General features: G+C 38.3%; 29 protein-coding genes. 24 read left to right on the forward strand and 5 right to left on the reverse strand.

Annotated elements, in window-relative coordinates; translation table 11 throughout:
• Positions 1–151 precede the first annotated feature (151 nt).
• From AC0VYJ_RS06335 to AC0VYJ_RS06350, 4 genes are all read left to right on the forward strand, one after another.
• Positions 152–331 (forward strand): hypothetical protein, encoded by a 180-nt coding sequence (locus AC0VYJ_RS06335; protein WP_430245134.1) that lies wholly within the window; start codon positions 152–154, stop codon positions 329–331.
• Between the two features lie 369 nt (positions 332–700).
• Entirely contained in the window at positions 701–955 is a 255-nt protein-coding gene (locus AC0VYJ_RS06340) for a hypothetical protein (protein WP_475366874.1), read from the forward strand.
• Positions 956–1,430: 475 nt separating this feature from the next.
• The gene (locus AC0VYJ_RS06345; protein ID WP_475366875.1) at positions 1,431–2,264 is read left to right on the forward strand and encodes a GNAT family N-acetyltransferase; all 834 of its coding nucleotides are present in this window, start codon (positions 1,431–1,433) and stop codon (positions 2,262–2,264) included.
• 20 nt (positions 2,265–2,284) lie between these two features.
• Entirely contained in the window at positions 2,285–2,485 is a 201-nt protein-coding gene (locus AC0VYJ_RS06350; RefSeq protein WP_475366876.1) for a hypothetical protein, read from the forward strand.
• 262 nt (positions 2,486–2,747) lie between these two features.
• Here AC0VYJ_RS06350 and AC0VYJ_RS06355 read toward each other — a convergent pair whose 3' ends face one another.
• Together AC0VYJ_RS06355 and AC0VYJ_RS06360 are read right to left on the reverse strand one after the other, a co-directional pair.
• Positions 2,748–3,755, reverse strand: coding sequence for a hypothetical protein (locus AC0VYJ_RS06355; RefSeq protein ID WP_475366877.1), 1,008 nt, complete (start codon positions 3,753–3,755; stop codon positions 2,748–2,750).
• Positions 3,752–4,702, reverse strand: a complete 951-nt coding sequence (locus tag AC0VYJ_RS06360; RefSeq protein ID WP_475366878.1) for an ABC transporter permease subunit — start codon at positions 4,700–4,702, stop codon at positions 3,752–3,754. The genes AC0VYJ_RS06355 and AC0VYJ_RS06360 overlap by 4 nt, the downstream gene beginning before the upstream one ends.
• Positions 4,703–5,136: 434 nt before the next feature.
• Between AC0VYJ_RS06360 and AC0VYJ_RS06365 the strand changes: the two genes are divergently transcribed.
• From AC0VYJ_RS06365 to AC0VYJ_RS06435, 15 genes are all read left to right on the forward strand, one after another.
• Positions 5,137–6,336: an iron-containing alcohol dehydrogenase gene (locus AC0VYJ_RS06365; protein WP_475366879.1), complete on the forward strand. Its 1,200-nt coding sequence runs from the start codon at positions 5,137–5,139 to the stop codon at positions 6,334–6,336.
• Between the two features lie 24 nt (positions 6,337–6,360).
• On the forward strand, positions 6,361–7,818 hold the full coding sequence (locus tag AC0VYJ_RS06370; protein WP_475366880.1) for a CoA-acylating methylmalonate-semialdehyde dehydrogenase: 1,458 nt from the start codon (positions 6,361–6,363) through the stop codon (positions 7,816–7,818).
• Positions 7,819–7,982: 164 nt separating this feature from the next.
• Positions 7,983–8,138, forward strand: coding sequence for a hypothetical protein (locus AC0VYJ_RS06375; protein ID WP_194220706.1), 156 nt, complete (start codon positions 7,983–7,985; stop codon positions 8,136–8,138).
• A 42-nt stretch (positions 8,139–8,180) separates the two neighbouring features.
• Entirely contained in the window at positions 8,181–8,492 is a 312-nt protein-coding gene (locus AC0VYJ_RS06380) for a hypothetical protein (protein WP_475366881.1), read from the forward strand.
• Positions 8,493–8,605: 113 nt separating this feature from the next.
• Positions 8,606–8,773 (forward strand): hypothetical protein, encoded by a 168-nt coding sequence (locus AC0VYJ_RS06385; RefSeq protein WP_283152685.1) that lies wholly within the window; start codon positions 8,606–8,608, stop codon positions 8,771–8,773.
• 217 nt (positions 8,774–8,990) lie between these two features.
• Positions 8,991–9,635, forward strand: a complete 645-nt coding sequence (locus tag AC0VYJ_RS06390; RefSeq protein ID WP_475366882.1) for a hypothetical protein — start codon at positions 8,991–8,993, stop codon at positions 9,633–9,635.
• Positions 9,636–9,758: 123 nt separating this feature from the next.
• Positions 9,759–10,154, forward strand: a complete 396-nt coding sequence (locus AC0VYJ_RS06395) for a VOC family protein (RefSeq protein ID WP_430245108.1) — start codon at positions 9,759–9,761, stop codon at positions 10,152–10,154.
• 466 nt (positions 10,155–10,620) lie between these two features.
• Positions 10,621–11,157: a small multi-drug export protein gene (locus AC0VYJ_RS06400; protein WP_475366883.1), complete on the forward strand. Its 537-nt coding sequence runs from the start codon at positions 10,621–10,623 to the stop codon at positions 11,155–11,157.
• Positions 11,158–11,396: 239 nt separating this feature from the next.
• A complete protein-coding gene (locus AC0VYJ_RS06405; protein WP_430245104.1) occupies positions 11,397–11,837 on the forward strand; it encodes an NUDIX domain-containing protein in 441 nt (146 codons plus the stop codon).
• Between the two features lie 490 nt (positions 11,838–12,327).
• A complete protein-coding gene (locus AC0VYJ_RS06410) occupies positions 12,328–13,257 on the forward strand; it encodes a collagenase (RefSeq protein ID WP_475366884.1) in 930 nt (309 codons plus the stop codon).
• Between the two features lie 322 nt (positions 13,258–13,579).
• Positions 13,580–14,275, forward strand: a complete 696-nt coding sequence (locus AC0VYJ_RS06415; protein ID WP_475366885.1) for a hypothetical protein — start codon at positions 13,580–13,582, stop codon at positions 14,273–14,275.
• Positions 14,276–14,672: 397 nt separating this feature from the next.
• On the forward strand, positions 14,673–14,915 hold the full coding sequence (locus AC0VYJ_RS06420) for an aspartyl-phosphate phosphatase Spo0E family protein (protein WP_194220715.1): 243 nt from the start codon (positions 14,673–14,675) through the stop codon (positions 14,913–14,915).
• Between the two features lie 189 nt (positions 14,916–15,104).
• Positions 15,105–15,437 (forward strand): hypothetical protein, encoded by a 333-nt coding sequence (locus tag AC0VYJ_RS06425; RefSeq protein WP_430245098.1) that lies wholly within the window; start codon positions 15,105–15,107, stop codon positions 15,435–15,437.
• Between the two features lie 62 nt (positions 15,438–15,499).
• Positions 15,500–15,685 carry a hypothetical protein gene (locus AC0VYJ_RS06430; protein WP_430245096.1) on the forward strand — a complete coding sequence of 62 codons (186 nt, stop codon included), beginning with the start codon at positions 15,500–15,502 and terminating at the stop codon, positions 15,683–15,685.
• Positions 15,686–15,767: 82 nt separating this feature from the next.
• Positions 15,768–16,073, forward strand: coding sequence for a hypothetical protein (locus tag AC0VYJ_RS06435; protein ID WP_475367469.1), 306 nt, complete (start codon positions 15,768–15,770; stop codon positions 16,071–16,073).
• 218 nt (positions 16,074–16,291) lie between these two features.
• Here the strand turns inward: AC0VYJ_RS06435 and ltaE are convergent, their stop codons facing one another.
• From ltaE to AC0VYJ_RS06450, 3 genes are all read right to left on the reverse strand, one after another.
• A complete protein-coding gene (ltaE, locus tag AC0VYJ_RS06440) occupies positions 16,292–17,314 on the reverse strand; it encodes a low-specificity L-threonine aldolase (protein WP_475366886.1) in 1,023 nt (340 codons plus the stop codon).
• A gap of 109 nt (positions 17,315–17,423) precedes the next feature.
• Positions 17,424–18,605 carry a macrolide family glycosyltransferase gene (locus AC0VYJ_RS06445; RefSeq protein WP_475366887.1) on the reverse strand — a complete coding sequence of 394 codons (1,182 nt, stop codon included), beginning with the start codon at positions 18,603–18,605 and terminating at the stop codon, positions 17,424–17,426.
• A 219-nt stretch (positions 18,606–18,824) separates the two neighbouring features.
• On the reverse strand, positions 18,825–19,418 hold the full coding sequence (locus AC0VYJ_RS06450; protein WP_475366888.1) for a cupin domain-containing protein: 594 nt from the start codon (positions 19,416–19,418) through the stop codon (positions 18,825–18,827).
• A gap of 186 nt (positions 19,419–19,604) precedes the next feature.
• Here AC0VYJ_RS06450 and AC0VYJ_RS06455 point away from each other — a divergent pair, with 186 nt between their 5' ends.
• From AC0VYJ_RS06455 to AC0VYJ_RS06475, 5 genes are all read left to right on the forward strand, one after another.
• Positions 19,605–20,696: a YheC/YheD family endospore coat-associated protein gene (locus AC0VYJ_RS06455; RefSeq protein WP_475366889.1), complete on the forward strand. Its 1,092-nt coding sequence runs from the start codon at positions 19,605–19,607 to the stop codon at positions 20,694–20,696.
• Positions 20,697–20,965: 269 nt separating this feature from the next.
• Positions 20,966–21,364 (forward strand): hypothetical protein, encoded by a 399-nt coding sequence (locus AC0VYJ_RS06460; protein WP_475366890.1) that lies wholly within the window; start codon positions 20,966–20,968, stop codon positions 21,362–21,364.
• 424 nt (positions 21,365–21,788) lie between these two features.
• Positions 21,789–21,974, forward strand: coding sequence for a hypothetical protein (locus AC0VYJ_RS06465; protein ID WP_475366891.1), 186 nt, complete (start codon positions 21,789–21,791; stop codon positions 21,972–21,974).
• Positions 21,975–22,132: 158 nt separating this feature from the next.
• Positions 22,133–22,567, forward strand: a complete 435-nt coding sequence (locus AC0VYJ_RS06470; protein ID WP_475366892.1) for a hypothetical protein — start codon at positions 22,133–22,135, stop codon at positions 22,565–22,567.
• 682 nt (positions 22,568–23,249) lie between these two features.
• Positions 23,250–24,122 (forward strand): HAD family hydrolase, encoded by an 873-nt coding sequence (locus AC0VYJ_RS06475; protein WP_475366893.1) that lies wholly within the window; start codon positions 23,250–23,252, stop codon positions 24,120–24,122.
• Positions 24,123–24,656: the final 534 nt, after the last annotated feature.

Raw genomic sequence — 24,656 nt, forward strand, 5'->3', positions numbered from 1 at the left:
TGTAAAAAAATCCTTAAAAATTTTGGAGCTTATCTGTATAAGGTAAGCTTCTATTATATTTAAGAAAATATTGAACTGCTTTAACTAATTTGAAATAATTGGTATTAGAAGTTGGGGGGATTTAGTTGATCATAGATTTAGGAGGACATATATGAGTTTGAAAACAAAGGTTTTCTTTCTAGTTTTTTTCCCGATATTACTCCTAACATTGAGTGTGTTGGAGTTTTCGGAAAGCTTGAATCCGACAACAGGGTTCATCGTAACTTTGCTATCTGCTCTTTCAGGTTTAGTTGTTAATCGATTTAAGAGAAATAAGAAAGATACCTACTAATTTGAAATGGCCGTTTTCTTAATTCGCCAAATGAGTACGGTTATGTAGGGAAATATAGTTGGCAATATGAGGATGAGCATGGATAATGGATTTAAAATTATGAAGCAATATTTGGAAAGAAAAAGGTGTGTCTTCTTATTAAAATAATCGCCAATAGGACTTTGACCGTAACTTTTATGTCCTTAGGTTTTTTTATAGGTTTTCTTTCATTTGGCCACAAAATGTTATTCTATCAGATATTCCGGTATCATTTACAACTTCTGAAGCCCTTTTTTCAAAATTGTTATTCTCTTTTGCTACATCATCTAGTAAAAACCTAGTATAGTCTGACTTAAAAACATTCAAAAATGTAGACGGGGAGGCATTGATTTGAAAACGGCAGGAGAAATACTCCAATTTACCTTACTTTCATTAATTACAGGGCTAGTGTTAGAAACTATTTTTAAGTTTTCCCTGTCATTATTCTTAGTGGCGGTTGGTGCATCAATTGTCTACACTTTGGTACGAGTTCAATTCAAGAAAAAGTATGGCGCACATACTGGCCGTAACTTCACAGTCGTTATAGGAGTAGCTCTAGGCATTATCGTTTCACTGAATGTGTTGATACCCATGTTTCAGAGCTAAATGAGAAAAATAGGAGTCAAAATTGTTCTTTGCTTATTCAAGTTATGTCGGAGCTTATCTGTAAGAAGGTTGCAGGATGATGTTATTAGGGTTTGGAGGTTCTTATTATCAATTCTATTAGAGAGATTTTTTCTTCTAAGTGGTTTGGTTATCCTTTAATTTTTGGGTTGCTTTTTGGAGCTTATGCTAAATATGGGGTAATTAAGATTGTTTTATCTACTATTCTGGTCGCATTATTCATTTCCGTGTTTGCTTACAATTATAAACATAACAGCTTATATAATTTAGTTACTAAAAACAGAAAAAATTCTGAGTAGCTAGTTGTATTAATAAGATTCCATCACAGTATTATTATTCTACTATCTCGGAGAAGAGTGAAATAAAGTTAGAGAAATAATTGATGATCTATCAGAAATGTTGTAAATGATTGGGATGAATTCCAGTGGTTTTTGTTATTTCTGGGGGAGGGTTTTAATTGATTCGTGAACTTGATAAAGCTGAATTCTATAAATGCGAGAAGTTAATAAATGATGTAGGACATTTAGAAGTTAAAGCTGTAATAGAAGAGAATAACCCTGGTAGGATTTTTGTAGATCAAATTAATTCTCCTAAAACAGGTCTTATCTGGTTGGGTAATAATGATGGGTTTTTCTTTATTGGAGATGAGAGAAATGAGTTATTGAACACCCATATAAATGATTTTATTGATAAAGTAATCTTTCCTGAAGCAAAGAAGCTCGGATTAAATAGTTTTATAGCAATTGGTAACCATTCCAGATGGGATAAGATAATAGAAAGGATTTTTGAACATCGTCACATACAACGATCACATCAAAATGTTTATAAGTTGAGAGGTCATTATAAAGGTGATAGTGAACTTTCAATCAAACGTGGTTATGACATATTAAAAATCGATGAAGAGCTGTATAGGAATAAGGAAAAAAACCTTAAAAACATAGGAATTTTACACTCGAAAGTTTTGGGATTCTGGGCTTCTCCTGAGAAATTTTTTCGAAAAGGTATTGGATATTGTATTGTCTACCAAAACATGATTGTGAGTTTATGCTTTTCAGGATTTGTAGCTGAAAATGTTCACGGTATAGATATAGAAACAATAAAGGAGTATCAGGGGAATAAATTAGGTCAGAAGGCAGCCCACTGTGTTGTGAAAGATTGTGTGAGCAAGGGTATGATTGCTTACTGGGATTGTGAAGAGGCAAATAAGCCTTCTAATGTAATTGCTAAAAATATAGGATTAGAGAATTATTTGAATTATTTAGTGTATATTATTCCGCTTGATGAAGGTTGATTGTTTTATGGAGGTGTTTGATGAAGAGTGCTTATATGTCTAAATTAGATAAATGGCGAGAAAAGTATGGAGCGATAGCTATAGCATTCAGTTGTCTAATTAGCGCCATCACTAGTTGGGGAGATCATTGGATTCTTACAAGTGTTTTATTATTGGGCGTATTGGTGTGTGGAATGATAGGTTTTTTTGATATTAAAAGATCCATGAAGGAAGAGCATTAAACATTACCGGGTGAGAATTTTTTTGGACTAGAAGATATTTCTGAAGCTAGTTTTCAAGTATCTCGGAGCTTATCAATCATAAGATAAGCTCCTTATTTCATTTGGTTTTGTAAATGAAGCTCTTCTGAAGTTATGATGAGTGAGCAAGATCGGATTTGTGATAGAGGCTCTCAATACATTCGCCTCCCTTTCCGTCATTACAAAGATAATCGAAATGAAAAAGAGCCATTCTTGATCGAATGACTTCTTATATGAGACTGGATTAGCTTTTGAATTCAAAACTCTCCGGTGGTATGGCATTTTTTATCGTTGAAGTATGCAGCTTCTTTTTCTTTCTTTTCAATTTGAGAGGCTTAGGATAGGTAAAGTCATATACGATACAGTTCACTGCTAGAATGGTTAATGCAAAGGCGGTAACGGGCGCAAGAATCATCCATGGAAAAGAAGAGACGTATTGGAAATTTTGAGCGATCAGCCCTGCCCACTCATTTGACATCGAAAATGAGTCCGTGAAGGCTTTTCCAGTGTCCATGTCATACTCAATAACTCTGACGTCTGTGCCGCCTATGAATACTTTCAAAAGACCAAGATGAGCAAAGACAACAAGGACCTGTCCGACTTGTTGAACGAAAAGGAGTAGTAACTTAGGATTCAGGAAAGGTGCTAGATGGTTTTTGAAAATATGAAATTTACTTCCGCCCATTGTCCTGGCGCTTTCTATGAATTCCTTTTTAGATATGAGATCGAGTTCATTTTGAATGTAAAGGGAAAGTACTGGTACACTGATGAAAATAAGCACGAGCATTGGGAAGACGACTTTCGTTACGGTATCATAGCTCCAGCTGAAGGTTAACACAACGGGAGCGATCAATATGTAGGTGAAAATCGTAACCGGCGCATAGTGAAGCGCATCTGCAAGCCCAGCTAACAGTTTTCGAAAAGCACTCGGTAATCTAAACAAAAGATATCCGCCTAAGAATGAGAATACCATTCGCCCAAAGGCAACGATGATGGATAGTCCAATGGTATACTTGGCCCCCTCGAGTAGCATGAGTAAGAAGTTATTTCCATCGAGATCACTCCCTAATGGAAACCGTAGGGAGGGCGGGAAAGGTGCTAAGGCAATGGCATTATGATTCTCATCATACAATACTTTTTCAGGTGGAGCCGGATCTGCAAACGTGGTGTATACGAAACTTCCTATAAGGAGGAATAAGATAAAGAGAGTGCCTCCTATTAACAACGGGCGTTGGATTAATTGTTTCTTCATATATTCTTCCCACCAATATTGAAGTAGTGTTCTAGCGTAACTTTTCCTGTTGTGAACATGATAAAAGAAGGGATAAATACCATAAACAGCCCCATGGTTAGTATTTCAGGATTCAGTACCCCATTCTCAAAAATGAAGGTCATAAACCCATTAATATTAAAGATAATCTCCAACATTAATAAGTTAGCGATTGCAAAAAGAAAGACACCCTTAAAATGGTTAAATAAGGTTAAAATGGAGTTCCTAAAAACGTGTAACACTAAAATTCTTGATCGCTTTAATCCCTTTCCTCGTGCTAGTTCTACGTAAAGAAGCTTCTCCTCTTCTTCAAAGGACAACAACAAATACTTATATATGTATATACCAGGCAGTAGTGATAGAACTAGGACCGGAAGAACGATCGCGTTTTCATCGAAACCGCTGGAAATGTTAAAAAGGAGAAAGTTTGTTTTTTTATAGACCCAAATAATGCCTAATTGTGCAACTAAAATCACGAAAATGTCCGGCAATGATTCAATAATAAAAAGAAAAGCCTTAGGAAGAGTTCTTTTATGAACTGGAAGTAACATTGTAAGGAATGTAAGAAGGATTCCTAAGATAAGAGCTAGGACGATAGAAATGAATAGGTAAAACATAGAAGTAAGGTAAACATCCATGAATTCCGGGAATAAAGGTAACTCTCTCCCCCGAACGTAGTACTCAATGGTATTGCCAGTTAGGATGACGTTTAAGAGATGAAGCATGTGATGAACGTATGCATCAAAATTAAGTACGATGGTGTCATATAAAAACGAAGTATTGTTTAACGAATTGTTATCAATCATTTTGAGCACGTTTAGTTGCGATTTCATATTAAAAAACAAGTAAGGAAGTGAGCCAATTAGTAGGATGCCTATTGAAGTTAATAGAAATTGGAATGCAATCTGCAAGGTAAGTGACTTCTTCATCACGGCCCTCCTTTCATAATTGAATGATCTTAGTTTTCGCTGGTAAGCTCTCTAACTTATTCCTATTACGATGTGCAGTGATATTTCCATTATTATCGATTTGAAATAGCAGCATAGATTTTAATGGAACTTACATAATATGTATTCGGAATAAATGGGGTGGATCCTTTTTTCTCTTTTAACATTATGTTAGGTACCATCATCCTAAAACATGTTCTATCAGTTTATTTACCTAGCAAAACGGAACTCATTTAATCTTAGGATGCTTTTTATTACCAGCTGTTGAACGAAACAAACGATGAAATTCTCACCGATGAGTAGGAATGAGCTCCTCATATCAAGAAAGTAGTGTAAAGAGACAAGTCAATATTGAAAACATCGCAGATAACAGCACGTTCTTCATACTTAAGGAACTTAAGAAAAGGAGAGATATGGTGGAACAGTTTGCGGTTTTTCGTACACCTCAAACGATTCTCTATGGAAGAGATTCGTTTAAACAAATTGGCGCAGAAGCAGCTCGTCGCGGTCAGAAAGCCCTTATTGTTAGTGATGAGGTGATGATGAATCTCGGTTATGTCACGGATTGTCAGGATTATTTGAAGCAGGTGGGAGTGGAAAGTGAGATCTACACGGGTGTTGCGTCTGAACCAACGGACGATTATGTGTCTGAAGCGCTTGTGCTTTTCCGAAACACGAACTGTGAGATCGTTATTTCATTAGGTGGGGGAAGTTGTATCGATACGGCGAAAGCCATCGCCGTTCTTGCGACGAATGGAGGATACATAGGTGACTATCGCGCGAACAGAACGATGGCAAAGAAGGCGCCGATACCGCATCTCGCTATTCCAACAACAGCGGGAACTGGCTCAGAAGCAACGGACGTGACCGTTATTACGAATACAACGACTGATGTGAAAATGATGATCAAACAGCCCGCCTTCATGCCAGAAGTTGCGATTGTGGATCCGTATCTCTCGCGCTCATCGCCACAGCATGTCACCGCGGCAACAGGAATTGACGCCCTCAGTCATGCGGTGGAAGCGTACCTCTCAAAGCAAGCTCATCCGAAGACAGACACGCTTGCTTTATCTGCGATTGGACACATTATCGGTCATATTAAAAGCGCTTACAATGATGGGGAGAATCTCGATGCACGAGAAGCGATGAGTTTAGGTGCTCTCCAGGCGGGTATGGCTTTTACAAATGCTTCCGTCTGTCTTGTGCACGGCATGTCGCGTCCAATCGGTGCTCTTTTTCACGTGCCGCATGGATATTCAAATGCGATGCTGCTTCCAGCTGTACTCGAATACAGTAAGGATTCCTGCGCCGATCGACTCGCTGATCTCGGGAGATTGTTTCAAACAGAAGAAAGCGAGGTACTCTCAAATGAAGAAGCGGCAGATGTGGCGGTTTCTTCTATCAAAAGTCTTTGTGCCTCATTAAATATCCCGAACTTAAAATCCTGGGGAATTGATGAGACGACGTTCAAGCAGGTTATTAGCAAAATGGCAGCAGACGCATTAGACAGCGGGAGCCCAGCACATCATCCTCGCTTGCCTACACAGGCGGAATTAGAAGAACTTTATGAGATTTGCTATGACTATGAATTTATAAGTGAAGAAAAGGTTCGCTAACACAACTGGAAGGGGAATGAAAACATGGCTACGACGGCAACGAACGTGCTACAAAACTATATTAATGGTAAATGGGTCGATGCGAATACCGATCAATTTCAAGCTGTTCCAAATCCGGCAACAGGGGAGGAGCTTGCTCAGGTTCCGATTTCAACGAAAGCAGATCTTGATGAAGCAGTGAAAGTAGCGAAGGCTACCTTCAAAACCTGGAGTAAAACGCCCGTTCCGAAACGCGCGCGCATTCTATTTAAATACCAGCAGCTGCTCGTCGACAATTGGGACGAGCTTGCGAGATTGCTAACAAAAGAGAATGGTAAAAGTTTTAAAGAAGCACAGGGTGAAGTGCAGCGCGGGATCGAATGCGTTGAGTTTGCAGCCGGGGCGCCATCGTTAATGATGGGCAAGCAGCTTCCGGATATCGCAACGAATCTCGAATCAGGCATGTATCGCTATCCTGTTGGTGTTGTAGGCGGCATTACGCCATTTAACTTCCCGATGATGGTGCCGTGCTGGATGTTTCCACTTGCAATCGCGATGGGGAATACGTTCGTCCTTAAACCTTCTGAGCGGACGCCGCTACTCGCAAACCGCTTAGCAGAGCTCTTTAAAGAAGCGGGCTTACCGGATGGCGTTCTGAATATTGTTCACGGAGCACATGACGTTGTGAATGGGCTTCTAGAGCACAAAGATGTGCCTGCGATTTCCTTCGTCGGCTCACAGCCCGTCGCCGAATATGTCTACAAAACAGGTGCTGCGAACGGCAAACGCGTTCAGGCACTTGCCGGTGCGAAGAACCATTCCATCGTAATGGCTGACGCTGATCTTGACGCTGCGGTTAAAGAAATCATCGCTGCTTCATACGGTTCTGCAGGCGAACGATGCATGGCTTGCTCCGTTGTTGTGGCGGTAGATGATGTTGTGGAGCCATTGCTTCAAAAGTTAAACGAAAAAGCCGATGAAATAAAAATCGGCAACGGCCTTGATGAAGACGTATTCTTAGGACCGGTTATCCGTAAAGAACATAAAGAAAGAACGGAAAGCTATATCCGTAAAGGTAAGGAGGAAGGTGCTACGCTCATTCGCGACGGCCGAAACGACGAAGCATACAACGATGAAGGCTACTTTATCGGACCAACGATTTTTGATCACGTAAACTCCTCTATGCAAATCTGGAAGGACGAGATCTTCGCGCCAGTGCTATCAATTGTGCGAGTGAAAAATCTAGAAGAAGCGATCGAGCTCACGAATGAATCCGACTTCGGAAACGGGGCTTGCCTATTTACAAAGGACGGAAGCAACGTTCGATATTTCAGAGAAAACATCGAAGTTGGCATGCTAGGCGTAAATATTGGCGTACCAGCCCCGATGGCTTTCTTCCCGTTCTCAGGTTGGAAGAATTCCTTCTATGGCGATCTTCATGCGAACGGATCAGACGGAGTGGAATTTTATACGAGAAGAAAGATGTTAACGGCCAGGTGGTAAGCAACAAGAATTAAAATAACACAAAAGGAGCAGAGAGGAGAACCTGTCTGCTCCTTTTGTATTATGGGAAGAAGGAATAATGTGGTAAGGGTGAAACATTTGATGCGTTTCATTCGTATAACTAATTAAGATAACAAAAGGGATAAATGTTCAAGGGGTGCGCTATGCAAACACTATTTCATTCAGTTAAGAATTTGTTTCTAGACTTATTTGCCATGGGAAAGGGATTAGTCTATGGTTTTCTATTGGTTGGATTGCTTACTTTCATTGGTGGAGCGCTACTATACGGCTTTTTGTTCTTACGTCATTTGTTTGTTTAATATTTTTGGATATTAACTTAATGAGAAGAAGGGGAGATATGTGTGAAAAAGGTCATTTTAAGGTCAGTGATTGCATCGCTTGTGATCGGTATACTCGTATGGGCTGCAAGTGTATTCATTTCTTTTTCATTTAGTGAATGGAGCTTCTTTATTGCTCTAGGGCTTACCATTGTGCTTTACTTCTTTAACAGTAGCGGAGGATTTTTATCAAAAGGGGCTACTGCTGAGGCAAGCGAGGCAGGGTGGAAAGTTCAAGAAGATAATGAACTGAAAGTAAATGTAGGTGCTGTTTTTTATGGTTCAGTGCTATTTACGATTTTTAGTCTTGTCTTAACCATTACCACATATTATTAAGGGGATTTTAGTAAAGAGGAGCTCTTATAGAATACAGACTTGCAGCTCCGATCGAAACAAATATATGATTGTGTAGCATATGCAAACACTAATCACATTAGGGGGATGAAAAATTGGGTTTATTCTTTTATCTTACGATCGTCGTTGGTTTATCGCTCATCTATTATGGCTATGTTAAGAAAACAGAAAAAGATATAAAAATGAAAGAGCTAGAGCTTGAAGCTAAGAAGATTGAGTTGGAAATAAAGAAGTTAGAACATCATAAGGACAGTACTGAATGAAAAGAAAAGTAATCGCTTTGGTTTTGAGCGATTATTTTTTTATGAGATGAAATAATATGGGGGCACACCAAAAAGGTGATGAGTCGATTCGTTGCATCATTAAATTATAAGAAGCTATACTCTTCTCTCCTCCTAAGTGGGGGTCTTTCGTAAAGGAGAATTGTGGTTTTAGAAAGGGCAAATCAATAGGTTGAAATAGAAAGACGGAGGAACAAAGATGAAACGATTTATCACTTTACTAGGAGTATTTCTGCTTCTAGCAGCATGTACGAATGAAGGCAGCAATGAAGGAAAGCAGGAGGAGAAAGGTTCTACTCAAGAGACTTCTGCAAGTTCCTTACACATTAAGCCTGCCAAACTATCAAAACGTGAGCAAAGCATCGTGAATCAAATGGGAGTCGATTTCAAAACCTTTTATACGGTGGATGGGACCGTAGGAGAAGGAGAAGCGCTCGTGACTTCGATCGTTGTATACAAAGACGGAGAAGATGGAAAAGAAGAGTTTGTTACCTGGGGTGGAAATTATGAACAAGAGCGTTTCAATAAAGCTCTTCACTCATTCCAACTTCAAATGGAAGAAAAAGTAGCTTACTTTACAATGGGATCACCGGATGGATACAGCAAAGGATCGACCAATATGCCTAAAGAGCTGGGCGCATTTATCTTTGAACAGATAGAAGAAGAAGTCACGATCACAAAAGGAGAAACGGTGTATTTGGCATACTTAATTGGATCAAGTGAGAACCAAATGTCGTCAGTGAACGATAGCGATGTCAAAACTTTGCCTGAATCGGTAAAAATGGCGGAATATGCGATTGTAGCTCAATTGGAATGGAAAGACAATTTGGAGAAGAATGAGTAATTGAACCAAAAGTCGTAAAGGAGTATGACATGATGACTCGAATATAGATACGTGAAGGATACATAAGAACAGATTTCATAACCGAATGTCCTTCTCAAATCTTGCTGAAATTAGGAGGGAATTATGGGACGAGTTGTTCATTTTGAAATTCATGTAGATGACATGGAACGGGCTAAGAAGTTCTACGGGAACGTATTTGATTGGAAGTTTGAAGACTGGAGTGAATATGCCGGCATGCCTTATCTTGGCGTGGTGACTGGTGATGCAAAAGAACCAGGAATCGATGGAGCGTTGATGAAACGGCAAGGTCCACCTCCAGAAGGTAATGCTGCAATCAATGGGTATGCTTGTACAATGGGCGTGGAAGATTTGGATGCTACTGAATCGAAAGTTCTTGCTAATGGTGGCAAAACAGCGATGGCCAAATACGCATTGCCTGGAATGGCGTGGCAGGCCTATTACCTTGACACGGAAGGAAATATCTTTGGTCTTCATCAACCGGATGAGAATGCAAAATAATTTAGTAAAAACAGTTGAGAGAGCCCTTTTTAAAGGGTTCTTTTTTAAATGCTAATTGATGGAGAGTTTTGAACGGATGAAATAGTGAAGCTTGGACGATTTATTTTGGACTGTTAAAAAGTTTTCCATATTTATCAAAATAAAAGATTGAGTTATCTAGTTAGATTTGAAATAATTGGAATTGGATAATTGGCGTAAAATTGCGAATTATTTATTTCTAGTTCGCTATTAAGTAGTATTTTCGAGATGAAAGAAGAAGGAGAGGAGGTGACGGTACTTAGTCCGTGAAAGGTCTTCAAGGTTGGATAGGTGGCGAAGGTAATATGGCTGTTCCTATTAGGTAAGTGCTCTTCATACTTGAGGATACGATTGGGTCCTTACGAATAGTTTAGGTATAGGGATAATTGTTCGTGGAATGATTGGCTACTTAGTGAGAAATGACTTATTTTAGAGGGGAATGGAGACGATGTTTTTATCGTATTTTTTAGTGTTTCTTTTGGCAGCGATTCCGTTATTTGAACTTGTTGCTGTAATCCCACTAGCGATCATCGGTGGGCTGTCGCCAGTACTAACAGGCATACTTGCTTTTTTAGGAAATGCTTTGACAGTTGTTTTGTTAATTGTATTTGTAGATAAATTTAAAGTATGGCGGAAGAAACGAAAACAAAAGCGTACGAAGGATGTGGTTCAGGAGGAGGGCGAGACGACAGAAGCACATGTCGAGGAAATGCAAGAGTCGAAGAAGGAGAAACGTGCAAGAGTTCTTTTTGATAAGTATGGTTTGCCAGGCTTAACAATCATCGGTCCCTTTTTCGTCGGCTCACATATTTCAGCGTTTATGGGAATGAGCTTCGGTTCAAAAAGAAAGCTGGTCACCAGCTGGATGATGACGAGTTTAGTACTTTGGACTGTGATTATGGCTGTAGCATCAAGCTATGGAGTTGGATTTTTTGTACATGACGTGGAAGATGATGGTGTTTTAGTTCGTCTATTCACTAACTAGCATGATCATGTGAAAATACCTTTAACTTTATCGTTATGTGTTGTAAAGTAAATATGAACTGGAAAATTGTAGCTAGGGTTCCGCTATCGAGGTAGGCTAGTGACCGAGGGCTACATCTTTTACATAAGTAAAAGGCACCTATTGACATAAAAGGTCCGAGGGGAAAGGTTCAGCGTATTTGTACTGCGCTGAAATCTTTCTCGTCGGGCCTTTTTTATTATTTAAAGGAGGTATTGTTTATGTCGACAATCGATGAACTAAAAGCTGGTGTTGCTGTGATTATTCTAAATGAAGAAAACGAGGTTTTATTACAAAAAAGAACCGATGTGGGGCAATGGGGGATTCCATCTGGTCATATCGAAATAGGGGAGACAGTCTCCGAAGCAGCCATCAGAGAAGTGAAAGAAGAAACAAATTTGGATATAACGATTACCAGGATCATCGGTGTTTACTCTGATCCTACTTCACAGGTTTTTCATTATCCAAATGGGAAAGTCGTTCATTTTATTACAACATGCTTCCTTGCTGAAGTGACAGGTGGAGAACTTCGATGCAACTCTGCCGAATCACTTGATGTTCAATTTTTTGGACAGTCACGTTTACCTCAGAACTTATTAACCATGCACCCTCGATGGCTGACGGATGCACTTGAGAAAAGAGATCTTGCATTTATTCGTTAAATGAAGATGCTTAAGTGGTAGGAGTAATATAGAAGTTACTTTGTGATGTGTGGTTACTAAAAATAACTGTTAAGAAGCTTATCAATCATAAGATAAGCTTCTTATTTATTGAATGGAACGTTGAGTTATTCTACCTATTTTGAAATAATTAGTTCTAAAGATTAGAAAAATTTAAATCAAAAAAGAAATGAGATGAAGGTTGGGAGAAAAGGGAATGCCGTTATATCTTTCTGTGCGTCGGCATTTGTCAGCTGTTCTGATTACAAGCTAAGTAGTCTTAGCTTTTGACAAAGTGGGATGGAAGGAGGGAAAAACGTGAAAAATCAACAAGCTTTGATCTGGGTAATAGTAGCGATTTTATTAGTATTGGTTTGGGTTTTCTTCAGGTAGTACATAGGTGAGTCGAATGATGTAACGATAGAATATGTCTCAATATCAACTTTTCGTAGATAAGCTGTAAGAAGAAATGAGAAAGAACAAAGGGGTTCATATGAATAAAACTATTAAAATCGTTATCATTATTTTTTCAAGCCTACTTTCTCTCCTTCTACTGCTTTTATTAGCTGGGGTCATCTTATTACATAATGTGATTGAAGAAAATTCAGGTGAACCTATTACTTATTTTCAAGCAGTTAAATTTGGCCTTAGTTTGAACTTTGATGGGAAGCTAGAGAGAAAAGCAAAGCATTCAAAAGAAATGAAAAGCTATGAAAACATGTCTATCTATGTTGATGATCAAGATGTTGAGCTATTTCCTTTAATTATGGATACGTTGCAGTGGGCTAAGGATAGAAATGCAGACATATTGGGCGATATTGATGGAAGAGACGTAGATGTTCTCTTCTTTCATAATAAAAAGGATTTCGAAAGTATTTCTGATTTAAATCATGTATCTGGTTTTTATGATCAATATGGGTTATTCATCGCTGTTAGGATCGATGATAAGAAAGGAATATTGGATGGTAAGGAAACACCACTTTATTTTTTTCAGAAAAGGATATTACACGAATATACGCAATATACGTTAGATCAAAAAGTGGCTGGTACGCCTTTGGGATTGGATAAATATCCTCTATGGTTTCAGGAAGGAATTGCTGAGTATATATCAAATGATCAAACTACTATAGAAGTAAGTGACTTTAAGCTTTTGACTTATGATCAGCTTAGAAGTCATGAACAATGGGCAGCTGCTAGAGAGCAAAAAGAGACGAACGTCTACGATCAAAGTTATTTCACGATCAAATTTCTTATAGATGAGCAAGGGGAAGAAGTGATTGAAGAAATTATCGATGCAACGAATGATTCAGGTGATTTTAAAGAAAGTTTCGCTGATGTAACTGGACTTCACTATGATCGTTTATATGAAAAACTGGAAATACAGTTAGGGAAGGAAAAGGATAGAATAGGAAGCTTTCATTGAAGGAGTGAAAGCATACTAAGTAAATGCCTTAAATATGTTTCTTTTCTTATACCTTGATACCAATAGTCTTCTTTTGTTGATTAAATAAGCGCTACAAAAAGGTTTGATTTAAATGAAATTGATACTTGAGTTAATGAGAATAATCTGAAATAATGGATGATAGTGTGGAAATTAATTGTAAATTTAGGGAATTTTTATGGGGAGAAAATTTGCAGAGGCATTTGGTACAGGCACTTAGATGATCGTGATGTTGATCGAATGAGATGATTTCATTTTTTATTACTAATCGTTAGACAAGATAATAAATAAAAGGAATGATCGAATGAAGAAACAGGTAAAGCTTTTTTATTGTCATATGTCCTTATTATTGTTTATTCTATTACTTGCAGGGTGTTCAGATAATACGAATGCCAAATTAAATGCAAATGCTGCTGAGAATGACGCTTCTTTATCAACGGAAGAAGCGACTGAAGTGGAAGAGGGTAATCAAGTAAACGAAGATGCATCTTCATCAACGTCAGAAGACACTTCTCAGGAAGATGATAAAGAAACCTCTTCTGAAGAACCAAAAAGCGGTGAGTCAAATTTCGCAGATGAAAATGAAGAAAATCATGCGTTAGATGATTACTCCTCCAAGGAAATTGAATACGCTCGTGTCTGGTCACAGCTAGGACCGAATCAAGAAGTAGATGAATTAAATGTTCAACTTATATCCGCTGGTTCCCCTCTTGATCCTGATGATGAGAACAGTCTCACTTATCCAGAAGATGTTGTTCAATTACGTGGTTCCCGTATCGTAGATGGCATCGTTACGTATAGTGGTAACGGAGATGGCACGATTAATGTATATAACGTTCCTTTGCGCTGGTATGGTGGCTTTCCTCCTCCTGAAGATATAGATAAAGAAGAAATTCAGAAGGAAATGGAAGATATCATTACCAATACAAAGCTTGTAAACGTGGATACAGGAGATAATGAAGAAATCATAGAGATTATCAACAAAATGAATAGTCAGTAATCTGAGTAGCGGATTTATGTTAATCAGTGTTTCGTTTTAGAAGGCATAATGTGCCCACACTATGTTGGATATGAAAATAAGATTAAGACAATTCTCTATCCCCAACAGGTTAAAATTTGAAGACAATTGAAGCCATGATGCCATAATCGTTATAAAGTATGGTAAGTTAGCTATTGGAGTTAGCACAAATATTTCTTTCGCAATATTTCTTTTTTTATATTTTCTTTTTGCAAAATATAGTAAACTATTACATGAATTACTATATTATCGTACTAATTTAATAGCGTTATATACATGTTGATTAATGAACTTGTAGGAATGAAAATCTTTATATTTTATATTTTGAGCACTATTATTTGGCCCATTCCTTAGAATCCATATATAGCACGCTGTTTATATGTACTTCTGGTTCTCCAACATTAATTTAGGAAGGGAAGCGTTTAAATCGCCAATCAAATGCTATAATCGTGCAGATCTTCTTGATCTGATCGATGAAAAAAAATCTCTTTTATCTTTAAAGGTGTTAGCTCATGGCTTTACACATAAACAGACATTAATGGCTAGCCAGGAGCTTGATCGACTACTTAATCGCTACCAATTTGGAGAGTATAAAGAAAGTCAGCCAACATACTCAAATTAAATACAAACTGTTATTTTAGGAAAGCAAAAGCTAGCCGCTATAAATGTGTAATATGTAAATTTGAGATAGATTAGTTTTGTTCATGATTGTTAAGCGAACAAAGCATAATTCTATCTCATTTTTTTTAGGAGACGGCTTATTGAAGAGATTAGTTATAAGAGTCTATTTTAAATAGAAGAGGTGGTAAAAATGTTAAACGAATGGGCTATTTCTATATTTGTTAGCTTTATTCTATTTTTAATTATTGGCTGGTTTACTGGAGATAAAGAGTATGGAAGTGGTTCAAAAACCAATGATGAACGCTCTCGATTCATTAAACAAAAAGCGATTGTAGGAAGTTGGATTTTCTTACTAACCGTCTTTGTGATAAATGTGGTCTTAAGCTTTTTCGACTTAAGAACAGGACCTCTAGAAAACGCTCCATTTAATCATCCAGAGTTATTCTATTTACTTCTTTTGGTGGGTAGCTATTTTGTATGTTATTGGATGTATAGTAAGCGAATCAGTGGGAAACGAGAGTAATAGAGACGAGGGGGGTTACGAAAGTTGATTAACTTCTATCAAGAGGAGGAGGGAGATTCTCTATGAACAACGAAAACGAAAATAAACCATTCAATGATGCTATAGCTCATAAACAAAACATTGAAGGTTATCCAAAATCAAGAGGTGGAAAACTGCCCTTACCTATTAAGGTAATCGGATATTTTCTGTTTGGGAGTTTGATTATCATGCTATTGATTGGATTGGTTGGGAATTTCCTATTCGATTAAAAGAGGTGGAGCATTTTTGTTATAAAAGATCCATAAGTAGATATTGAGTGGCAGGTATGATCTTGGGGGAGGAGATTTGATTATGTGGATAGCTGAGACAATAGCACCTCTTGTCTTAATGGGCATAGTAGTTGTCTTTGTGATTGAAAGCCTAAAGTATAAATCTAATAAAGGCAATCTGGGGAAGAAAAATTCAAAAGCTGCTCAACTTTTATTAGATAGTCTCATCCCAATCGGAATGCTTTTGGGGGCTGGTATTGGTGTAGTGGTTGGTATGTATTTCTCGTTCTCATTACTATCTTCCGTTAATTTAGGTGCGGCACTAGGTTATTTAGTTGGATATTTTGTTTATGAAATTTATAGCAAGGAAGGAAATAAATATCCATAAGTAGCTAATAATATCTTGCGAAGGTTCATTCGTAAGGGTTATTTTAAGTAGGGATAGTTTCAGATTCTATCTCTTACCTATGTATCTTATTTCGGTTAAACTTTTCATCGCATTACATGTGAAAAATTGATTTATCAACATAAAAGACCCACAAAATGAATGATGATTTTGTGGGTCTTTTTTCAATCTATAAACATGTGAAATGAATAAATTGGAATTTAACTTACAACTTTTCGGACAGCCGTTAATGCAGCATCAATGTCTTTCTTCGTAATCCCATTATTCGTTACAAATCGAATCACGTTCAGACCAAACGCACCCGCTAAAACGCCTTGTTCTTTTAAACGGTGGATAAAGTCTTCTGTCGTTTTCTTCGTATTCGTAATATCAATTAAGAGTATGTTTGTATCCACTTGATTGACAAGGTTAACCCCTTCAATATTCTGAAGACCATCAGCAAGATACTTCGCGTTCTCGTGATCCATCTCAAGATGCTTCACGTTTTCTTCGAGAGCAATAATGCCCGGTGCAGCGAGAACACCTGCTTGTCTTAAACCACCGCCAAGGCGCTTACGCCATTTTCGAGCTTTCTCGATAAACTCAGAAGTACCGGCAATCATGGAACCAACTGGTGCGCCGAGTCCTTTTGATAAGCAAAACTGAACAGAATCCGTATACTTCGCGAATTCTTTTACGGGAATTTGAGCTGCTACAGAAGCATTGAATAATCGTGCCCCATCTAAGTGAACAGGGATCTGATGTTTCCTTGATAGTTGATAGATTTGTTCCATATTCTCAAGAGGAACAATTGCGCCGCCTGCTTTGTTGTGGGTGTTTTCGATGCAGATTAATCCTGTTTCCGGCTGATGAATATCTTCGCCTCGGATAGCTGCTTCAACATCGCCTGGATTCATCGCACCGCGGTTCCCATCGATCGTCTTAATTTGTACACCAGCAAAGGCGGACAGTGCTGCCGCTTCATATAGGAATAAGTGCGCCTGAGATTCCATGATCACTTCTTGACCAGGCTGACAGTGGACTAAGCCAGCAATTTGATTTCCTTGCGTGCCGCTCGTGACAAATAAAGCCGCTTCTTTTCCTAGCGTTTCTGCAGCGATTTGTTCGAGCCTGTTAACCGTAGGATCTTCTCCATACACATCATCGCCTACTTCAGCTTCGTACATCGCTTTTCTCATTTGTTCATTTGGTTTCGTTACCGTATCACTGCGCAAATCGATCACGATTCGTCCTCCCCGTCTTCATTAAGTAATAGTCTACTAGTATCCATCAAAAGTATACGGTTATTTCATAAGTGAATCAACTTCGTAACGGGGAGGCTTTATGATCCTGTTATCTCGACGCAAGGTGGCGATCGATGATTTCTAATGCTTCATTAGGTCCGCCACAGGCTTGAAAGCTCTCTTTGATCTTTCGGATGCCTAGCTGATAGTTCGCGTTATGAATGACTTGATTCACTGCATGCTGTAGCGATTCGATTGTTACGTTCGGTGGGAAAATAGGATATCCGGCTTGTAGTTCTGCGAGGCGTGCAGCGACCAAAGGCTGGTCCTTATCATGAGGGAGCACCACCATCGGAACTTCAAAGTAAATCGCTTCATTAGTGCTGTTCATTCCTCCGTGGGTAAGGAACACGTTCGTATGCTGCAACACATCTAGCTGAGGAACATATTTTCGAATAATGAAGTGATCGGGAGCTTCTTTTATTTTAGTGAAATCAGCACTTGATCCTGCTGAAATGACAACTTTCCCTGGAAAATCTGTAAAGGCGTCGATGCACATATTAAAGAAACTCTCAACATGATCGAGCACTGTGCCCATAGAAATAAAAAGAACCTGCTCGTTTTCAAGCTGGTCAAGTGGGAAGTCAGTCGCGTCTTTTCGTTCCGGGAAGCTAGGACCAATAAAATGATACCCTTCACCAAATTCACTTAAATGAGGTTGGAAATACTCGCTTGAATAAACCATCGTTTGCTCGCCTTGATTTTGCATAAATTGCAACATGGTTTTAGGAGCGACGCCAAACGCTTGCTTCATCTTAGCTAATAAAGCTTTCCCTTTTTCATCGAGTTCAAATGACACCGACGCGTCTGGGTGAAGGGGGAGGTTTTTCTTATAATCATCTGGGATTAAAAAGGATGATGAAGAAGAGAAGCCTGGTACTTGTAAATACTCTTTTACTAATTCACCAGGACCAAAGGCATCGTAATAAACAAAATCAATCGCTACTTCTTTCGCTAACTCTTTTGTAAGCGAGAGGATATCTAAAGATGAGCGTATAAAGAAATGTAGAAAGTTATTGATTCCTTCTGAACTACCATGATTGATGTGTAAACCATCTAATCGATCCTCATGAAGAATCACATTGGCTCCTACGCCTTCTAGGCGGTCTTTGAATTTTTCAGTTGAAATATAATAGACGCTGTCTCCCCGATCTCCAAAAGCTTTTGCCATGCCTAAGCTTGGGTTAACATGTCCTTCACCTGGGATATTAAGCATTAGAATGTTTGCCATAAGTCGTCACCTCTTAAGTCTTTTTATCGTTACATAATAAAGGATAATTGTTTTCCAGTAAGGATGAAACCAAATTCCTTTGGTTGCTCTCTTCCATATTCGAACGAATTTAAAACTTCATTCCACCCATATCCTCCCAAAGTAATAGCATCAAAAATAACCTTAGGTAATCCTACCTAAGGTTTCGTTAAGGGAACCTATTACAAAGGTCTGTCTCGTTTATATTCGCCTGCGACGTTTGCGTGATAAAGGGGGTGGCGGTCCGATAACGACAGGACTTTTCCCTTCAATTGGATCTAGCGCTTTTTCCATTGTTTTCGGGTCTATGCGATACGCTTCTTCATAAACCTTCAGAGGGGTTTTCGTCAGCATGCTAGAGCCATCTTGCGTTTGGAAGCGGTCGTTGTTAAAGAATAATAACAGCAAGGTCTCGTCCGAATCTGCCTTAATCCAGTGCCAATAGCCCATTGGAATAAAGACCGTTTCACCAGCTTTTCGTAGCTGATACGTTAATAATTGATCATTGTTCGGGTTGAGGATGCCGACGGTTGCGGATCCAGAAGCGAGGTATACCAATTCCCATGAGTTTGTATGCCAGTGCGGCTCGCGTACAGATCCTTTCGACATTCTTAATTCGGCAAGTGAGCCGCCGATCATCGCTGGCATTTGCGCTGAGGATAAGAGATAGATAAGGTTTTCAGGATCTTTCTTAAATGCAACGTTATCCTTTATATCATAAAAAAGGTTCGGATTTCCTTTTCGTCCTACTAAGTTTCGGTTATCCGTAATATAGCCAGATACTGGAGTTGTCATATATTCTCCTCATTTCTTTCTCAATTCAATACTATTCTATGAAAAAGGGATAAGCCCGGTGTAGGTGCCTGTCCACTGACCATGAAATAGGGCCGAGAAGCGCCTATCTTATCAGATGAAATGCACTCGACCAGGCACAATACGGACCCTATTCACAATAGATTAAAGCGAAGGGGGCAGATCGTTGTGAGCGATCACTATTTAGGTATTATCCTTCCAAAATCAACGTATGAGGCAATGCCTGAACTACGAGGTGGCACGCGCAGCATGTTTATGATTTGGGAGAAGTCAGCAAGAGAACTTGGCATAATCCCTTGTTATTTTCGATTCTTTGATCTAAAGCCAGGCGTCGCGACGGTGAAAGCCTATGTGTATGAACAGGAAACGTTTGTCGTGAAAGAAGTTCCAGCGCCGAAAGTCATTTATACACGCGTGCTCGATTACTTGCCAGCTTACCGTTCTCATATCAAATCTTTAATGAAGGAAGGGCGCGTCGTTTACAATGTGCCGAATTATGATGTGGAGAAGCATAAAGTTCACGAAGTCCTGATCAAGCATGACAATCTTCGAGACCACTTGCCTGAGACGGAGTTATTTACGATTAACAACTTAAATAAAATGGCTGCACGCTACAAGCAATTCATTCTCAAGAAAAGCTATGGCGAATTCGGCATTGGCGCGATGAAAGTCGAGCGGGTTAAGAAAGGATGGCGCCTCTTTTATAAAACAAAAGTAGGCGAGCTCAAACAAGTTGATTTCAAAAAGACGCTGCCTGCGGTGCTCGTTAACCGACTCCGTACGCATACGTACATGATTCAGGAGATGATTCCGCTAGCTGATTTTAAAGGCCATCCGTTTGATTTGCGCGTCGCGGTTCAAAAGAATCGAAACGGGAATTGGAAGGTGTCAGGCGTGATGTGCAAGGTGGCGAATGGGGGAGACTTTCTAACGAATGGAGCACAAGGGGGAACGACGTACACGTTTGAAGCTGTTGCGCCTCATTCCCATCCAGGAATTTCGTACGAAGCGCTCCTACAAAGCATTGAACAGCTAGGACTTCAAACCGCCCGCGTACTCGATCACCATTTTCCGAAGCTAGCCGATCTTGGATTCGATATCGGCATCACAAAAGCGGGTAAGCCTTATTTTATTGAATGTAACTTTATCTCAGACTATGTGAGCGGATTGTTTGAGGATGGAGAGCTCCTTCACGATAAGTGGGAAGCGGTCTTCAGAACGCCGATCGAGTATGGGAGATATTTAATGGATCGGATTTAAGTCGCGCAGTAATCATAAGGGGTCCTGTTATCTATCACGAATAATGAATATGTACTAGAACAGAGGGAGGAATTGTACATCGATTCTTCCCTCTTTGTTTGTAGAAGTGGGGTTTAACGAAAACGGAATGTTGAAATTAACAGGGGTGAGATGGTGTAATATGTAAAAAAGAACTGAAATCATATGCCCAGTTTGCTCGTTATGAATAGTTCGATTAAGAGGACATACGATATCCCTAAGACAACTTCTTTGCGAAGGTGGGATTTAAAATGAAAAAAGCAATGATAGTTCTGCTTCTACTGGGGAGTGTTTTTTCCGTTTTCTATTTCTTTGCTATAGAGAACAATAATGATAAGCCGTTGGGTGCCAGGAGCACTCCACCAACGGATCTTGAACTAATGGATATTACAAAGAAAATAACGGAAACTAATTTTACTAGTAAGGTTGTAAATGAGTTAGAGAATCAAGGTTACCAAGCAGAGGGAAAAATACATTATTCAATATACGACACAAAGAAAAAAGATCTTATATTTGTCATTTCAAATAGTGAATATAAAGGGAAAAAGACGGAACAGGAAGTAAACGCAATTATTGATAAGGTTTCAAAATCAAGTGAGCTAGGTTCATTTAATGTCATCTTTCAAAAAGAAGAAAAAGCTGTAGATTAACCTTTCAAGCATAGCCGATTCCATATTTCATTAAAGAGACGAGGAGCTTATCTGTCATAAGATAGGCTCCTTTTAATGTGAATTAAAGGACTGAGTTGTTCATAACAATTTGAAATAATTGGTATTGGAGATATAGGGAAGAGATTACTTAGAAAAAGGGGGAGTAAGGTGCTTGCAAAAATATTAGCGTCAATCATGATGTTAATTAGCGTAGTTTATATTGCGTTTTTAGTAAAAAATCTTATCGTGACATTATCTTTATTGATTTTATCAGGGATGTCTATTTTTTATTTGTTTTATGAAAAGGATGAGAAGGAAGACCAGGATAATTTATGACAATAATTATCTGTTCAACAATCTCTGAGCGGTTGCTAAATAGTTTAACTTTGTGAATGAGAAAACAATTTATTTAGGAGGAATAACATTGTTTAATAGAACATTTGTTGCATTGATAGGTAGTTTTCTTGTTTTGGCTGTTGGATTGTTTAGATTAATGACGGAATCGTTATCCACCACACCTCTGTTTATAGCTTATGTATTTATTATTACTGGGCTAATTGGTGTTGTTGCTAATGGAATAAGGTTAGGTAAAACGAACAGCGGTCGGTAGTGGTTTTTCATAGTTTGAAAATCCTGCCTAATACCCATTCATATCATTTATACAAAAAATAAAGATTGAGTTGCTCGTATTAATTTGAAATAATTGGTATTAAGTAGAGAGGCACTATTGTTAAAGAGACGAAAATGAGAGGGGAGAAGTGACAAGATATGAAAAAAACGGTTCTTACATTATCCTCTGTTATTGTCGTGTTAGGAATTGTCATCCTAGCTAATTGGCCGACAATAATAGCTCACCTCGAAAAATACTCTTTTGATCGTAACAAGGAAGTTACCACAGAAATCAAAGTTTTGACTGCGGATGAGCTATTCGATCTAGAACATCAACAGAGGAAATCAACCCAAAAATTAGAGTCTTCTACAAAATACTCACTAGTGGGTAAAGAGTCAAGACACGGTGTAGATGAATTGGATAACACTTATTACTTCTTAATAAATCAACCAGAAATAAAGTCTATAAAAATTGAACTACCAATAACAAGGTACAAAGATGAAAATAAAACAATCGAATTCATATCTGGCAAAGGAAATATTTTGAAAGTGTTAGAAAATGGAGAATGGAAGGATTTTAATAATATTCAATGAAAGTTGATGCAGGTTTTTATCCTAGGAGTATCGTAACTGTTATGTACATATTCGAAAGGAAGTGAATTACTTGGCTCTCTGGAAAGAATATTTCATTACACTTATTGAAATCATTAGCTTTTTAATTGTGGGCTTTCTCTTAACTGAGCTTGTTTTTAGTAACTTCTATGAAAGTGTAGATTCAGTGTGGATCAGCATTTCCTTTATACTTTTTTCTTTATACACGTTGTTTAAAGTATATGTCCTTTCTAAAAAAAGTCTATTGTTGAATGATCGCGTTACTTCTCTTACTTTTTGGGGGATATTCATATGGTCAGTGTATTCTGTAAGTTCTCCTTTTGTATAATAACTAAACAATCGAGGAGCTTATCTGTAACAAGATAAGCTCCTTTTATAATGAAAGAACGAAGTAGGTTATTGATGCCAATTTAAACTAATTGGTATTAATAACTTGAACAAGGTAATTAAAGAGGAGTAACATGTTATTTGCTGATAATGATTAAATGGGAAATACAATGGTACAATCACTATGAGTTACGAATAGATTCATAGATCCAGAAACTTTATAAACCGTTAGAGAGGAAAATATTGTCGTTAAGAGTGAAGTGAGAGATCAGGTGTAAAAGAATACGCCGTTTAAATTTAAAAATAGAAGATTTATAACGAAAGAAGGAGAGTCACAATGCTAACGAACCCAAAAGCTATTTTCTTAGATATGGATGGTACGATCTTGAATCACTATAACAAGGTGAGTGAATATACGAAGCAAGTGATTGATGAGTTACGAGAGAATGGCATATACGTCTTTATCGCAACAGGCAGAGCTTCGGATGAGATTAATGAGCTTGTCCCTGAAGGGTTTCAAGTGGATGGCATTATCTCTTCAAATGGGATGGCAGGGTATGTTGAAGGTAAGGCCATATTTGAACATTCACTCGAGCTTGACTTAGTTGAAAAGATTATTGAAAAAGCGCGTGAGCAGAAAATTTATTATGAGCTCTTTCCATACGGAGGAGATCGCATTGCTTTAGAACAAGATCGTCACTATATGGAAGAGGAAATTAAAGATCCTCAGCCAGAAGGCGTCGGGCTGAATGAATGGCTTTCGCGTCAAGAAGCGATCAAAGAAGCGATCAACTGGAAAGCTCAAATTGAAGGAAATAAGTTTTCCAAATTCTATTTCTTCGCTCGTACGAAAGAACATATCAATCAATGGAAAGATGAGCTAGAAAATATCAAGCAGGACATTGATTTTACAACGTCAATCTCTTCAGCGCATAACGTCGAAGTAATGGTAGCCAATGTAAACAAAGCGACTGGCATTAAAGAAATGCTCCAGCATTTTGATTTGTCAGGTGTAGAGACGCTTGCCATAGGCGATAGTAACAACGACTTACCGATGTTCCAGTTTGCCGATTATGCTGTAGCCATGAAAAATGCATCGGACCAAATTAAAGAAATCGTCGACGATGTGACGGAATTTACGTGTGATGATGACGGTGTTTATCATTATTTGAAGTCGATTGTCGTGCGAGATTCTATTAGAAATACATGATTATTGATAAAAAACTCGGTTAAATCCGAGAGAAGGCTAATGAGATTTCTTTATTCACTAAAGAGAAACGATTCTGCAACATCATAATAGCCTAGTTATACAACAATAATCTTCAACAATCGGACGCAATTCCTCATGTAGGAATTGCGTTTTTTATTTCCAAAAAAGATTGAGGATATGATTAAATTTCGAAATGGTTCTAAACAAGAAAATGTAGGTCATACCGTTTAAATAAGGCTCGAGTCGATAGCTTAAATAACATTTCGCTAGGTGTAATAACTGTTATTCTTGCGTCGTTAATGCTTAATATCTTTCATTCAATTTAGTATTGCCTCAGTTATTTATACGGTAAGGAAGGTGTCTTCTTCTATCAAAATAAAAGTTATGTCAACCGGTTGACACCTGAAAGCGCTTACGATATATTATTCTGTAATAAAAGGATTTTTTAATCTGTTTGGCGTTGTAGATGTTTCGTATGAGAGTCAACAAGTTGGAATAAAGAAGGTGATTTAAGGTAAAGCAAGATGGTTAACC

Source organism: Anaerobacillus sp. 63XJN7_5_ISO-PGPR-S23-430, from assembly GCF_056173695.1.

Bases quoted from the DNA above. Each gene is read 5' to 3' on its own strand.
- AC0VYJ_RS06460 (WP_475366890.1), top strand. From the start codon at position 20,966: ATGAAAAAAGCAATGATAGTTCTGCTTCTACTGGGGAGTGTTTTTTCC.
- AC0VYJ_RS06470 (WP_475366892.1), top strand. From the start codon at position 22,133: ATGAAAAAAACGGTTCTTACATTATCCTCTGTTATTGTCGTGTTAGGA.
- AC0VYJ_RS06350 (WP_475366876.1), top strand. From the start codon at position 2,285: ATGAAGAGTGCTTATATGTCTAAATTAGATAAATGGCGAGAAAAGTAT.
- AC0VYJ_RS06400 (WP_475366883.1), top strand. From the start codon at position 10,621: ATGTTTTTATCGTATTTTTTAGTGTTTCTTTTGGCAGCGATTCCGTTA.
- AC0VYJ_RS06445 (WP_475366887.1), bottom strand. From the start codon at position 18,605: ATGGCAAACATTCTAATGCTTAATATCCCAGGTGAAGGACATGTTAAC.
- AC0VYJ_RS06475 (WP_475366893.1), top strand. From the start codon at position 23,250: ATGCTAACGAACCCAAAAGCTATTTTCTTAGATATGGATGGTACGATC.
- AC0VYJ_RS06370 (WP_475366880.1), top strand. From the start codon at position 6,361: ATGGCTACGACGGCAACGAACGTGCTACAAAACTATATTAATGGTAAA.
- AC0VYJ_RS06415 (WP_475366885.1), top strand. From the start codon at position 13,580: ATGAAGAAACAGGTAAAGCTTTTTTATTGTCATATGTCCTTATTATTG.
- AC0VYJ_RS06355 (WP_475366877.1), bottom strand. From the start codon at position 3,755: ATGAAGAAACAATTAATCCAACGCCCGTTGTTAATAGGAGGCACTCTC.
- AC0VYJ_RS06435 (WP_475367469.1), top strand. From the start codon at position 15,768: ATGTGGATAGCTGAGACAATAGCACCTCTTGTCTTAATGGGCATAGTA.
- AC0VYJ_RS06430 (WP_430245096.1), top strand. From the start codon at position 15,500: ATGAACAACGAAAACGAAAATAAACCATTCAATGATGCTATAGCTCAT.
- AC0VYJ_RS06395 (WP_430245108.1), top strand. From the start codon at position 9,759: ATGGGACGAGTTGTTCATTTTGAAATTCATGTAGATGACATGGAACGG.
- AC0VYJ_RS06405 (WP_430245104.1), top strand. From the start codon at position 11,397: ATGTCGACAATCGATGAACTAAAAGCTGGTGTTGCTGTGATTATTCTA.
- AC0VYJ_RS06425 (WP_430245098.1), top strand. From the start codon at position 15,105: ATGTTAAACGAATGGGCTATTTCTATATTTGTTAGCTTTATTCTATTT.
- AC0VYJ_RS06335 (WP_430245134.1), top strand. From the start codon at position 152: ATGAGTTTGAAAACAAAGGTTTTCTTTCTAGTTTTTTTCCCGATATTA.
- AC0VYJ_RS06390 (WP_475366882.1), top strand. From the start codon at position 8,991: ATGAAACGATTTATCACTTTACTAGGAGTATTTCTGCTTCTAGCAGCA.
- AC0VYJ_RS06375 (WP_194220706.1), top strand. From the start codon at position 7,983: ATGCAAACACTATTTCATTCAGTTAAGAATTTGTTTCTAGACTTATTT.
- AC0VYJ_RS06410 (WP_475366884.1), top strand. From the start codon at position 12,328: ATGAATAAAACTATTAAAATCGTTATCATTATTTTTTCAAGCCTACTT.
- AC0VYJ_RS06450 (WP_475366888.1), bottom strand. From the start codon at position 19,418: ATGACAACTCCAGTATCTGGCTATATTACGGATAACCGAAACTTAGTA.
- AC0VYJ_RS06420 (WP_194220715.1), top strand. From the start codon at position 14,673: ATGTACTTCTGGTTCTCCAACATTAATTTAGGAAGGGAAGCGTTTAAA.
- AC0VYJ_RS06360 (WP_475366878.1), bottom strand. From the start codon at position 4,702: ATGAAGAAGTCACTTACCTTGCAGATTGCATTCCAATTTCTATTAACT.